This window comes from Kribbella antibiotica (genome assembly GCF_004349055.1).
GTDB lineage: Bacteria > Actinomycetota > Actinomycetes > Propionibacteriales > Kribbellaceae > Kribbella > Kribbella antibiotica.
The window spans coordinates 36,547-49,608 of sequence record NZ_SMKX01000021.1; the positions used below are offsets into that span (position 1 = coordinate 36,547).

Here is a 13,062-nt window from a genome sequence, read left to right on the forward strand (position 1 = left end):
GTGTGCGGGATCGCCGGCTGCTACCAGCAGCGCGACGGGCTGGCACTGGCCGAGGCAATGAGCGACCGGATCGCACACCGCGGTCCGGACGCTACTGCGGTGTACCGGTTCCAGGAGGACGACGTCCTCGCCGTACTGGCGCACCGGCGGCTGTCCATCATCGATCTGACGTCCGGTGCGGACCAGCCGTTCAGCAAGCGCGGACTGACGCTTTGCTACAACGGCGAGCTCTACAACTACAAAGAACTGCGCAGCGAGCTGGCCAAGACCGGTGTGACGTTTCGGACCAACTCGGACACCGAGGTGGTGCTGGAGGCGTGGCGCCGCTGGGGTCCGGATGCGCTCAAGCGATTCCGTGGCATGTTTGCGTTCGCGATGCTCGACGAGGAGAGCGGCAGCCTGTTCTTGGCCCGCGACCCGCTGGGCATCAAGCCGCTGTTCTACCTGCGCCGCCAGGGCGGTGTGGTCTTCGCGTCCGAGCTGAAGGCGCTGGTCACGGTTCTTGGGCCCGAACTGCGGACCGAGCCCGGTGCCCTGATCTCGTCGATGCTCTATTACTGGCTGCCTGAGCAGCGCTGTGCCATCGACGGTGTCGAGAAGTTGCCGGCGGGGTCGTGGGCCGAGTTCCGGCCAGACGGCAGCAGCCGGCACGACACGTACTGGCGCGTCACCGACGTCGCCACCGAGGCTGCGGCGGGTCCACCGGCCGATCTGCGACAGGTGATCGAGGAGTCGGTCGCCGCCCACATGGTGGCCGACGTACCGGTGTCGACCTTCCTCAGTGGTGGGCTGGACTCCAGCTTGGTGACAGTGCTGGCCAAGCAGATGGACTCGTCCGTCGACTCGTACACGATCACCTTCCGGTCCGAGGATCAGAAGCTCGAAGCAATGCCGGACGACGCGATCTACGCGCGCAAGGTGGCCAAGCAGTTCGGCATCGACCTGCACGAGATCGAGATCGCCCCGGACGTGGTCGACCTGCTGCCGCGGATCGTCGACATCCTGGACGAGCCGATCGGCGACCCGGCCGCGATCAACACGCTGCTGATGTGCGACACCGCGCGCGATGCCGGGGTCAAGGTCCTGCTCTCCGGGATGGGCGCCGACGAGCTGTTCGGTGGTTACCGCAAACACCTCGCGTGTGTGATGGGAGCGCAGTACCAGTCGCTTCCCGGCGTGGTGCGCAACGGCCTGATCGGCCCGGCCGTACGGCGTCTGCCGGTCACCGTGCGCGGCCGCGGACTGCGCTACGCGCGATGGGCCAAGCGGTTCGAGACGTTCTCGAACCTGCCCGAGGAAGAGGCGTTCCGGCGCAGCTACACCATGTACGACGGGGATCAGCTGACCGGACTCTTGAGCCCGGATCTGGAGCCGTACGTCGGGAAGCTGCTCGGCGAGCACAGCGACATCTACAACGACAACTCGCTCGACGATCACGTGAACCGGATGTGCCTGGCCGACTCGCGGATGTTCCTGCCGGGGCTGAACCTCACCTACACCGACCGCGCCAGTATGGCGGCCTCCACCGAGGTGCGGACGCCGTTCGTGGACCCGATCGTCGCGCGGGCCGCGTTCTCGATCCCGGGTAGCCAGAAGATCCACCGCCGGGTCAGCAAGCTGGCGCTGAAGAAGGCGGCCGAGGCCTGGTTGCCGAAGGAGATCATCTACCGCCCGAAGGCATCGTTCAGCGCTCCGCTGCGGGCCTGGATCCGCAACGACCTGCGCGAGCTGGTCGACGACACGCTGCTCCGTGGTGAGCTCGTCGGCAGTGGCTTCCTGCAACAGGCCGCCGTACAGCGTCTTGTCGACGACGAGCGGGCCGGGCGTGAGGACTACTCGAAGCAGATCTGGCAGTTGCTGACGCTGGAGACCTGGACGCGCAACATGCGTTCGCTCGGCGTGACCATCACCTCTTAAAGGACAACAGACATATGAAGCAGGTCGCGCAGAACTACAAGTCCGGTGAGCTGGCGGTGCTCGACGTACCGGCGCCCGGGTGCCAGCCCGGCGGCGTACTGGTGCGCTCGCTGTACTCGCTGATCTCGACCGGGACCGAGCTGATGAAGGTCGGCGAGGCCAAGCTCTCGCTGGTCGGCAAGGCGAAGGCGCGGCCCGACCAGGTCAAGAAGGTGCTCGACACCGTTGCCCAGCAGGGGCTGAAGAGCACCTACCAGAAGGTGATGAACAAGCTCGACTCCTACACGCCGCTCGGCTACTCGCTGTGTGGGGTCGTGGTTGAGGTCGGTGCGGGTGCCGAAGAGTTCAGCGTCGGCCAGCTGGTCGCTGCCGCAGGCAGCGAGTTTGCGCTGCACGCGGAGTACAACTGGGTGCCGATCAACCTGTGCGTGCCGGTGCCGGACGGCGTCCCTGCTGAGCAGGCGGCGTTCTCCACGGTCGGTGCGATCGCCATGCAGGGTGTGCGCCAGGCGGAGGTCCAGCTCGGTGAGACCGCGGTCGTCATCGGCCTCGGACTCGTCGGCCAGCTCTGCGTGCGACTGCTCGTTGCCGCCGGTGTCCGCGTCTTCGGTATCGACACCGTCGAAGATCGCTGCCGGATGGCAGAGAAGGCCGGCGCGCTCGCCTGCTCCTCCCCCGACGAGGCCGGCGTTGCCTCGCTCGAGCGTTCGTTGCTAGAGGCATCCAATGGTCTCGGCGCCGACCACATCCTGCTCGCCGCCGGCGGCACCTCCAACGGCCCCGTCGAAACGGCTGCCCGGTTGGCCCGCGACCGCGCCCGCGTCGTAGACATCGGCAAGACCAAGCTGGACCTGCCGTGGAACGCCTACTACGACAAAGAGCTCGACGTCCGCTTCTCCCGTTCCTACGGCCCCGGCCGGTACGACGACCGCTACGAGCTCCAGGGCATCGACTACCCCGCCGGCTACGTCCGCTGGACCGAACGCCGCAACCTCGAATGCTTCGTCGACCTGATCGCCCGCGAACAGATCGACATCCAGTCCCTCATCGCCGGTACCTTCCCCATCGCGGATGCGACGGACGCCTACGCCAAGCTGAGCAGCGGATCGCTGCCGGGCGTCGGCTTCCTCTTCGAGTACCCCGAGGTCGCCACCGACGAGGCAGCCGTCACCACCTCCCCCACCTCAGGGGCGGCTGCCTCCGGCATTGCCACGAAGCGCCGCGAGCCGGCCGGCGGGCCGACGAGTGGTGCAGCTCGGCTCGGGTTCATCGGTGCGGGCAACTATGCGTCCAGCATGCTGCTGCCGCACCTGCAGACCAACGACAACGCGACACTCGCCCGGGTAGCCACGAACAAGAGCCTGTCGGCCGCGAACGCGCAGAAGAAGTTCGGCTTCGAGCAGATCTCGACCGACGCCAACGAGGTGCTGACCGACGACAGCCTCGACGCGATCTTCGTGGTGACCCGGCACAGCTCGCACGCCGACCTCACCTGCAAGGCGCTCGAGACCGGCAAGGCAGTCTTCGTCGAGAAGCCGCTGGCTCTCACGTACGACGAGGTCGACCAGATCGTGGCGACCGTCGAAGCGACCGGCAACGACCGCCTGATGGTCGGGTTCAACCGCCGGTTCTCGCCGCTGCTGACCGACCTGAAGACGCGCTTCGGCGACCCGGGCGGCAACTACTCGCTGCGCTACCTGGTCAACGCCGGCAAGCTGGATCCGTCCAGCTGGTACCTCGACCAGGGCAAGGAAGGCAGCCGGTTCGCCGGTGAGGGCGGGCACTTCATCGACACCCTCGCCTGGTGGCTCGACAGCACCCCGACCGAGGTGTACGCCGTACCGGGCCCGGACCACGGTGATGTCGTCATCACGCTCCGGTTCGCGAACGGGTCCGTCGGAAGCATCAACTACGTTGCCGGCGGCAACACCCGCTTCCCGAAGGAGACGCTGGACATCACCGGTGGCGGCCGCAACGCTCGCCTCGACAACTTCGCCAGCGCGTCGGTGTGGACCGGCCGTAAGCCGTCGACCAAGAAGGCCCGCGGTACCGACAAGGGCCAGCGCGCCGAGCTCGAAGCCTTCGTGCAGGCCGTCAAGAACGGCACCAAGATGCCGATCAGCTTCGACTCACTCATCGCCACCACTCGCGCCACCATCGCTGTGGACCGCAGCATGGCGTCAGGCGCCCCGGAAAAGGTATGAGTCGTCAGCCCCTTGGGTGGTACGTCCGGCGGCTCCGCCGGATGTCCCCCACCGAACTGATCTGGCGCACCACCGACCACGCACGGCAGACGGCCTGGGCTTACCAGCAGGTGAAGCCCGGGCAGGACCCGAGTGCGCCGTCGACCCTGCGCAAGGACCTCACCTTCGGTACGACGCTCCCGCCGCACGCGGCCGACGCCGTACCGGAGGCGGCCCGGCAGGCCGTCATCGAGACCGCCGACGCGATCATGGCCGGCAACCTCGAGGTGCTCGGCACCGACCGCACGGACCTCGTGAACCCGGACTGGTTCCGCGACCCGATCACCGGCCGACGCTCGGACCCGGCGCAGTACACATTCAAGCTGAACCACCGCAACGAGGACTTGGTCGGCAACATCAAGCAGGTGTGGGAGCTGTCACGGCACCACCACCTGACTCAGCTCGCTGCCGCTTGGTACCTGACCCACGACGACAAGTACGCCGACCGCGTCGCGGAGCAGCTCACCGACTGGTGGCGCACGAACCCGTTCCTGTCCGGTGTGCACTGGGCCAGTGGGATCGAGGTCGGCATCCGCCTGATCAGCTGGACCTGGATTCGCCGGCTCCTGAACGACTGGCCGGACATCACTGACCTGTTCGAGCACAACGAGCTCGCACTGAACCAGCTCTACTGGCACCAGCGCTATCTGGCCGCCTTCCAGAGCAGAGGCTCGTCAGCCAACAACCATGTGATCGCAGAGGCCGCCGGACAGCTTGTCGGCGCCAGTGCGTTCCCCTGGTTCCGCGAGAGCAACAAGTGGCGAACTGACGCGGCCGCACTGCTGGAGCGCGAGCTGGACGCGAACACGTTCCCGTCCGGCGTCAACCGCGAGCTGGCCAGCGACTACCACCGCTTTGTCTCAGAGCTAGGCCTCTACGCCGCTCTGGAAGCGAACTTGGCCGGACATCCGCTCAGCCCGTCCACCTGGGCGCTGCTGACCCGCACTGCCGATGTCTCGGCAGCCATAGTCGACAGCACGCTCCGTCCGCCCCGCCAGGGTGACGACGACGAGGGCATGGTGCTGGTGCTCGACCCACCGAACATCCACAGCTGGTCTGCCTACGTGGCGCTCGGTGCAGCCGCGGTAGGCCCGGCGGAGTGGTGGCCGGAGGTCCCGGCGACCGCTACGTCCACTCTGGTTGCCGCACTGCTCCAAGGTGCACAAGGCGATCGTCCAGCCGAACGACCAGGCCACTTCAACGACGCCGGTCTGACCATCCTGCGCAGCACCGACGACGGCCCGGAGATCTGGGCCCGCGGTGACGCAGGTCCGCACGGCTTCCTCTCGATCGCTGCGCACGCACACTGTGACGCACTGTCGCTTGAGGTCCGCGTTGGCGGTGTCGACGTCCTCGCCGACCCAGGCACGTACTGCTACCACGGTGAAGAGGAGTGGCGGAACTACTTTCGCTCCACGATCGGCCACAACACGGTCGAGGTGAACGGCGCCGAGCAGTCCATCTGGGGCGGTGCGTTCCTCTGGCTGCGCGGTGCAACCGGACAGGTCCGCCAGTACGACGCCTCCACCGGCACATGGGATGCGGAGCACGACGGGTACCGAGTCGGCGACTCTCCGGTCACGCACCGGCGCAACGCCGTACTGGAGGGGCGCACGCTACGAGTCGACGACCACCTCGACACGGCGGCCGACGTACGGATCGCTTGGCATCTCGGACCGGATGTGACCGCAGAGCTGGACGGTGCGACCGCACGGTTGACGTGGGAAACCGGTACGGCGGTTGCGGAGCTGCCGGCGGGATTGACTTGGACGGCACACCACGGTGGTGACGATCCGCTACTGGGTTGGTACTCACCGCGATTCGGCCGTAAGGTCCCCATCACAACGCTGGTTGGCGCGGGACGAGTCAGCGCCGAAACACCGGCAGTAAGCATCTTCCGTTTCAGCTAACGGTGTATCAGCAGTCGTTCCTGCGCCTCTATTACTGCGAACACGAAGTAGTTCGTTCGCTTGGAGGGGGCCTGTGAGCGCGCAACAGCTCGACGTCAAAAAGTCCTGGCAAGCCATTCGGCGCCAGCGGCTGCTGGTTATCGTGGTGGCCGTGGTTGGGCTTCTGCTCGGTGTGGCCTATGCCTTTGTGCGGCCGCCGTTCTACACGGCGGCGGCACTGGTGGTGCTTCCGCCACCGCCCGCGGCCTCCGGATCGACGACGGCCGGCTCGCAGAGCATCGAAACGCAGGTCTACATCGCCGAGAGCGGTCCGGTGCTGCACAGCGCCGGCCAGAACCTCGCACCCGCACTGACCACTGAGGTGGTGCGGGAGCGGGTCAAAGCGACCGCTGTGACCGACGATGTGATCCGGATCGAGGCCAAGGGCACCACGGCCAAGCAGTCCGTCCAGCTCGCCAATGCGGTCGCGCAGGTCTACCTGGTCTTCGTCACGACCGACAAGCAGCTCCCGGGTGACCTGGGCAAGCGCACCGGCGCCCGGACGCTGGAGAGCGCGACTGACGCGCACGGCGGCAACATGCTCATGCACCTCGGCATGTACGGCGGGCTCGGCGCACTGATCGGTGCCATCGTCGGAGCGATCATCGCTGTGGCTCGTGCCCGCGGTGACCGCAGACTGCGGCTGCGCGACGAGATCTCGGACGCGGTCGGACTCCCGGTCCTGGCGTCGGTCTCGTCGTACCCGGCGCAGGATCCGTCCGACTGGGCCGACCTGCTCGAGCACTACGCACCGACCGCGGTCGACGCGTGGAGTCTGCGCAAGACGCTGCACCATCTAGGCCTGGATGTGAAGGGTGGCCCGCCATCCTCGCTGACCGTCATCTCGTTCGCCGACGACGACAAGGCCCGCTCCCTCGGCCCGCAGCTGGCTGCGTTCGCGTCGACGTTCGGTATCACCAGCACGCTGGTGATCGACCAGCACCACACCGGCCAGGACGAAGACGCCACGCTGGACATCTACCTCACGGTGGTTGACCGCGAAGACCCGCAGCTGGCCGGTGACCGCACGACGCGCACCGTGATCGCGCTGTCGGCCGGCACTGTCACGGCCGAGGAGCTGGCCCGGCTGGCCGTCGCCACCACCGCGGACGATCGCACCATCGACGGCATTGTGGTGACCGATCCGGACCCGTTCGACCGGACCATCGGCCGGGTCTCGCAGTCGCAGCGCCGTTCGGGCTCGCGGCTACCCACGCTTCTCACCGGCACGGCAAGGCGGAACCGATGACGAACCAGCAGTACTCGGAGGCAGCTCGTCCCAGCAACCGCTGGGACGACGAAGACGGCCTGTTCGACACCGAGCGCTCGGCTGCCCATCCGCCGGACAGCCTGGTCACTTTCCGCTTCCTGCGCGACGCGATCGTCCGGCACCTGCGGCTGTGGCTCGTCCTGGCCATCATCGGGTTCCTGGGCGGAGTGACAGTGCACTTCGTGCTGCCGGCTCCGCACAACGCGGCGGCCCGGCTGCTGATGACCACGCGGGAGGGCGACGACCCGCCGAAGGCCATGGCGACCGAGGTCAGCCTGGCCACGACGCGGACTGTCGCCAGCCGCGTGATCACGTCGCTGCAACTGCCCGACACCACCGACGACCTGCTCGCGCGGTACACCGTCACCGCGGTCACGAGCCGGGTGCTGGAGATCAAGGCGACCGCGCCGACCGACGAGGCGGCCACCCAACTGGCCACCGGGATCGCGCAGGCCTACCTGAAGTTCCGGCGCGAGCAGATCGCCCTGCAGGACGTGCCACTCAAGCGTGACCTGGCGACCGCACAGAACGAAGCGGCACTGGCTCGCTCAGCCGTGACCGCCGGCGGCGACGACCCGGCCGACCCCAAGCGCCCGAACAGCGCGGAGATGACCCGGCTGAACAACGCGCAGGACAAGGTCAAGTTCGTCCAGCAGGAACTGATCGACTCGACGTCGTCCGCGTCCAAGATGAACAGCAGCCGGCTGCTCGACGCACCGGCCGCGGTGCCCAGCTCGTGGAAGAAGATGCTGGCCCTCAAGGCAATCACCGGTCTCATCGCCGGTCTGTTCCTCGGCCTCGGCTTCGTCATCATCCGGGCGCTGATCTCGGACCGGCTGTGGAAGCGGCAGGACATCTCGAACGCGTTGGGCGCTCGCATCCGCCTCAGCACCGGCCGCGCTCCGCGGCAGTGGCTGCCGTTCGGCCGGTTGCTGCGCGCCAAGCAGTCCAAGCACCGGGGGATCCAGCTGCTATCGCAGCATCTCGGCCGGCGGATCAGCTGGGCCGAGCACCCGGTACCGGCGATGGTCGTGGTCAGCGTCGACGACGTACAGGCCGGTGCCCTGGCGGTGGCGTCGCTCGCGGTTTCGCTGGCTGACGAAGGCAAGAACGTCCTTGTCGCCGACCTGACCAGAAGCAAGGCACTGGCTGCGAAGCTCGGTGTCACCGAGCCCGGCACGCGGGATTCCAGCTTGGCCGGGCAAGACCGCCGGATCACCGTGCACCTGCCCGCTCCGACCGCGCTCCCGCCCGAGGGCTGCTATCTGCGGATCGGCGACAGCAACCGTCCGGCCGGCTCCGGCGACGTACAGCTGGATACTGCGTGGGAAGCTGCCGACCTGGTTATCAGCCTGGCCACGCTGGAACCGGCCTTGGGCGCCGACCACCTGGGCAGCTGGGCATCGCGCGCGGAGGTCGTCGTGACGGCCGGCCGGTCGACCGCGGCCAAGGTCAAGGCCACCGGCGAGATGTTGCGCCTGGCCGGGCTCGAGATCGACTCGGCCATCGTGCTCAACGCGGACAAGACCGACGAAGGCGTCGGTGCCACCGAGGCCGAGGCGTCCCCGACAGCTGTTGATCTCGGAATGTTTTCGCGATGAGCCCGATCGCTGCGCTTAGCGCGCGGCTGGTCCCGAAGCCGGGTTTCCGCCCGGTTCCACCGGAACGGCGGCGTCGCCGTCGCGTGCAGCTGGTCTGGGCGCTGCTGGTGATGAACGTGCTGACGTTCTTCCCGGACTCGCGCTTGCTGATTCCGATCCCGAGCGCGCTCGGCCGGCTGATCGCGCAGGGCTCATTGCCGCTGGCGCTGCTGCTGGTCCTGACGGTGAACCGGCCGCTGCGGGTCCGCCCCAGCGTCTACATGTTCCTCGGTAGCCTCCTGGTCACCGAGGCGGTCATCTCGAGTCTGCGAGCCGAGTTCCTGGTCGGAGCGCTGTACCGGTCGACCCGGTTGACGCTGTTCGTCCTGGTGCTCTGGCTGCTGTCACCGTGGTGGACGCGGCGCGACCTCCTGCTCGTGCGGACCCACCTGATGATGCTTTGGGCAATCATCGGGACAGTCCTCGCCGGCGTGCTGATCTCTCCCGGCGGCGCGATGGTCGACGACCGCCTGAGCGGCGTGCTGTGGCCGATCCCGGCGACGCAGGTCGGCCACTATGCGGCGATGGCGACCGGACTCACCGCTGTGCTCTGGATGGCAGGTCTGCTGCGCCGCGAGGTCGCCGTACTGGCTGTCCTGGTCACTGTCCCGATTCTGCTGCTCACCCACACTCGCACTGCCTTGATCGCTCTGCTGGTCGGCGGCGTGATCGCTGGGCTCAGCCTGTTCACGGCGCGAGCCCGGGCACGGCGTCTGTTCGCGATCGCCATCGGGGTCTTCTCGGCCGGAGCACTGACCATTGGCTCAGTGGTAACGACCTGGCTGGCTCGTGGCCAGGACACCGAGGAGCTCGGTGCGCTGACCGGCCGGAAGGTGGTGTGGGACGGAATCCTGGCGCAACCGCGCTCGACGTTCGAGACCCTCTTCGGCTTCGGGCTGTCCAACAAGTCGTTCACCGGACTGCCGATCGACAGCAACTGGTTCGGCACGTACTTCGACGTCGGTGTCCTCGGTGTCGCGTTCTGCATCGCCATGGTGCTGTTCGTGTTCGTCGGCGCCTGGTTCACCCCGCAGGGCCCGCGGCGGGCGATCGCGTTGTTCATCGTCGCGTACTGCGTCGTGGCGTCGTTCACCGAGACCGGGCTGAGCGAGGCGTCGCCATACCTGCTGGAGCTGACGCTGGCCGCATCACTCGTGTATCCGAGACCCTCCCGGGAAGGCGGCGCCTGATGAAGATTCTGCTGGTCCACAACAGGTACCGGTCGACCGCGCCGAGCGGTGAGAACCGGGTCGTCGATCAGGAGCGCGAGGCCCTCGCCGGTCTCGGCCACGACGTCCGGCTCTTCGAGCGGCTGAGCGACGAGATCGAAGAATGGCCGGCCTGGAAGAAGGCCACCCTGCCTGCGCGCGTGATCTGGAACCCGACCAGCAAGCGCGACCTGGCTGCGGAGCTGCGGGAGTTCCAGCCGGACGTCGTCCATGTGCACAACACGTTCCCGGTGCTCAGCCCGTCGGTGCTCTATGCCTGCCGTGCTGCTGGTGTGCCGGTGGTGATCACCTTGCACAACTACAAGTTGCTCTGCGCAAGCGGTGACTTCTACCGCGAGGGTTCGGTCTGCCACGACTGCGCCGGCGGCAATCCACTCCCGGCCATCCGGAACAGCTGCTACCGCGGATCGAAGCTCGCGACCGCAACGACGGTTCTCAACACGCGTTCGCATCGGCGTACCTGGCAGAACCTGGTCTCGGCGTACCTGTTCATCTCCGACTCACAGCGCACCTTGCTCGCCGGGATGGACTTCGACGCCGACCGCAGTTTCGTCCGCTACAACTACGTCCCGTACGACGGCCCGCAGGCCAGCACTCCGCAGCGTCAGGTCACGTATGTCGGCCGGCTGGACGCGGCCAAGGGCGCACCGCTGCTGATGAAGGGCTGGGACGCGTATCGCGCGGTCGCGGGTGACGACGCGTTGCAGCTGGCCATTGCCGGCGGCGGTCCGATGCTCGACGAAGTGACTGCTTGGGCAGCAGATCGGCCCTCGGTCCAGCTCCGCGGAATGCTCACCAAGTCCGACATCTTCGGCCTGATCGGCGAATCGCGGGCGGTCGTGCTGCCCTCGGAATGGGAGGAGACCTTCGGCCTGGTGGTGGTCGAGGCGATGGCTGTCGGGGTCCCGCTGCTGGCGTCGGCGCACGGTTCCTTCCGCGAACTCGTAACCGACGGTGTCGACGGAGCGTTGTTCGATCCGGGCCGTCCGGACGAGCTGGCCAAGCTCCTGCTCGATGTGGACGCCTGTCCCGACAAGTACCTCGACCTGGGCCGCAACGCCCGGACGACGTACGAGACGACTCACGATCCCGAACGCAATCTCGAGCAACTGCTCGACGTGTACCGGTTCGCGATGGCGAACCCGGTTCCCAGTTAGCCACCCAGCAGCCCGCCAGGCCCCGAAGGAAGAACCATGGAACAGCGCACACCGTCCCCGCCGGCCCCCGGCCGCGGAACCAGGTGGTACAGCTCGCGGCGGCTCATCGTTGCCGGCAGCGCTGTCGCGCTGGTCGGGCTGGTCTCAGCTGCCGTCCTGCTGACCGGGAACAACCCGATCGGCGGCGGTAACGGCGCTGCCACCGCACCCGTCAAGTCCCTGACCGCGCCGGGCAAACCGCCGGTTGCCATCTGCGGGAACGCCCAGGTTCTCAACGGTCCGGCCACTGCGCCGAAGGGAGCAGTTTCGGTCAGCACCACCCAGAACCTCCAGGACCTCACCGCCCAGCGTCCCGCCGGTACGACGTTCTACCTTGCCGCGGGCACGCATCGGCTCGACGGTGGCGAGTTCCTGCAGGTGATCCCGAAGAAGGGCAACCGCTACATCGGCGCGCCCGGGGCGATCCTGGACGGCGGCAAGCAGAACCGGTACGCCTTCACCGGCTACGCGGAGAACGTGCTGATCAGTCACCTCACCATCCAGAACTTCGGCGCCCGCAAGGCCAACAACGACGAAGGCGTCGTCAACCACAACTCCGCCACCGGCTGGACGATCGAGGCCAGCACCATCAAGGACAACGCGGGCGCGGGCCTGATGATCGGCAGCAAGAACGTCGTCCGCGGCAACTGCCTGCGCGACAACGGCCAGTACGGCTTCAACGCCTACAACCCGAACGCGGTCGCCGACATCACCGTCGAGCGCAACGAGATCACCGGGAACAACGTCGACGATTGGGAGAACCTGCGGCCGGCCTGCGGGTGCACCGGTGGCGGCAAGTTCTGGACGGTCACCCGGGCGGCGGTGCGCGGCAACTGGATCCACGACAACCACGGGCCGGGGCTGTGGGCCGACACGAACAACGCGGACTTCACGATCGAGGACAACTACATCTCGGGCAACTACGCCGAGGGCCTGATCTACGAGACCAGCTACAACGCGCTGATCCGGCGCAACAACTTCATCCGCAACGGCCTGGGCAAGGGCCCGGAGAACGAGGGCTTCCCGGCACCGGCGCTGTACCTGTCCGAGTCCGGCGCGGACAAGCGGGTCCCCGGGCAGTACGGGCAGACCCTCGAGGTGACCGACAACGTCTTCACCGACAACTGGTCCGGCGTCATCTTGTGGGAGAACGCCGATCGGTTCGCGGGCTCGCCGGCCAACACCAGCACCGGGTCCGGGACGCTGGTGAACCCGAAGGTCGCCACGATCAAGACCTGCAACGCCCAGAACATCACCAAGCAGCCCTACCTGAGCGACTGCCGCTGGAAGACCCAGAACGTGCGGGTGCACGACAACACGTTCAACCTCAACCCGGACAAGCTCGGCGTCAAGTGCGCGTCGAACGCCGGCTGCGGCTACAACGGCATCTTCTCGAACTGGGGCACCTTCCCCGACTGGTCGCCGTACCAGGCCCGGACGATCGAGGACGCCATCACCTTCAAGCAGGCCAACAAGTTCTACGCCAACACCTACAGCGGCCCGTGGAACTTCATCGTCCACGAACAGGGCAACTCGGTGAACTGGGCGGCCTGGCAGGGCGCGCCGTACGGGCAGGACGAGGACTCCGTCATCAAGGTCTCCGGGGAGCGCTGACGCC

At 67.3% G+C, this 13,062-nt stretch carries 8 protein-coding genes; all 8 read left to right on the forward strand.

The features are described from left to right. The 8 genes from asnB to E1263_RS09930 all read left to right on the forward strand — a co-directional run bounded on the left by asnB (position 1) and on the right by E1263_RS09930 (position 13,058). Positions 1–1,917 (forward strand): asparagine synthase (glutamine-hydrolyzing), encoded by a 1,917-nt coding sequence (gene asnB / locus E1263_RS09895; protein WP_132166910.1) that lies wholly within the window; start codon positions 1–3, stop codon positions 1,915–1,917. A 14-nt stretch (positions 1,918–1,931) separates the two neighbouring features. Next, positions 1,932–4,121 carry a bi-domain-containing oxidoreductase gene (locus E1263_RS09900; RefSeq protein ID WP_132166911.1) on the forward strand — a complete coding sequence of 730 codons (2,190 nt, stop codon included), beginning with the start codon at positions 1,932–1,934 and terminating at the stop codon, positions 4,119–4,121. Further along, positions 4,118–6,070 (forward strand): heparinase II/III family protein, encoded by a 1,953-nt coding sequence (locus E1263_RS09905; protein WP_132166912.1) that lies wholly within the window; start codon positions 4,118–4,120, stop codon positions 6,068–6,070. The genes E1263_RS09900 and E1263_RS09905 overlap by 4 nt, the downstream gene beginning before the upstream one ends. A 73-nt stretch (positions 6,071–6,143) precedes the next feature. Then, entirely contained in the window at positions 6,144–7,358 is a 1,215-nt protein-coding gene (locus tag E1263_RS09910; protein ID WP_165956561.1) for a Wzz/FepE/Etk N-terminal domain-containing protein, read from the forward strand. After that, complete coding sequence (locus tag E1263_RS09915; protein WP_132166914.1) at positions 7,355–8,980, forward strand: YveK family protein; 1,626 nt, start codon at positions 7,355–7,357, stop codon at positions 8,978–8,980. The genes E1263_RS09910 and E1263_RS09915 overlap by 4 nt, the downstream gene beginning before the upstream one ends. After that, positions 8,977–10,209 carry an O-antigen ligase domain-containing protein gene (locus E1263_RS09920; protein ID WP_132166915.1) on the forward strand — a complete coding sequence of 411 codons (1,233 nt, stop codon included), beginning with the start codon at positions 8,977–8,979 and terminating at the stop codon, positions 10,207–10,209. Before E1263_RS09915 ends, E1263_RS09920 begins: the two co-directional genes overlap by 4 nt. Continuing rightward, positions 10,209–11,405, forward strand: a complete 1,197-nt coding sequence (locus E1263_RS09925; RefSeq protein ID WP_132166916.1) for a glycosyltransferase — start codon at positions 10,209–10,211, stop codon at positions 11,403–11,405. The genes E1263_RS09920 and E1263_RS09925 overlap by 1 nt, the downstream gene beginning before the upstream one ends. Before the next feature lie 36 nt (positions 11,406–11,441). Beyond that, positions 11,442–13,058 carry a right-handed parallel beta-helix repeat-containing protein gene (locus E1263_RS09930; protein WP_132166917.1) on the forward strand — a complete coding sequence of 539 codons (1,617 nt, stop codon included), beginning with the start codon at positions 11,442–11,444 and terminating at the stop codon, positions 13,056–13,058. Positions 13,059–13,062: the final 4 nt, after the last annotated feature.

Coding starts and splice junctions, on each gene's coding strand:
- E1263_RS09920 (WP_132166915.1), top strand. CDS start 8,977: ATGAGCCCGATCGCTGCGCTTAGCGCGCGGCTGGTCCCGAAGCCGGGT.
- E1263_RS09915 (WP_132166914.1), top strand. CDS start 7,355: ATGACGAACCAGCAGTACTCGGAGGCAGCTCGTCCCAGCAACCGCTGG.
- E1263_RS09925 (WP_132166916.1), top strand. CDS start 10,209: ATGAAGATTCTGCTGGTCCACAACAGGTACCGGTCGACCGCGCCGAGC.
- E1263_RS09930 (WP_132166917.1), top strand. CDS start 11,442: ATGGAACAGCGCACACCGTCCCCGCCGGCCCCCGGCCGCGGAACCAGG.
- E1263_RS09900 (WP_132166911.1), top strand. CDS start 1,932: ATGAAGCAGGTCGCGCAGAACTACAAGTCCGGTGAGCTGGCGGTGCTC.
- E1263_RS09905 (WP_132166912.1), top strand. CDS start 4,118: ATGAGTCGTCAGCCCCTTGGGTGGTACGTCCGGCGGCTCCGCCGGATG.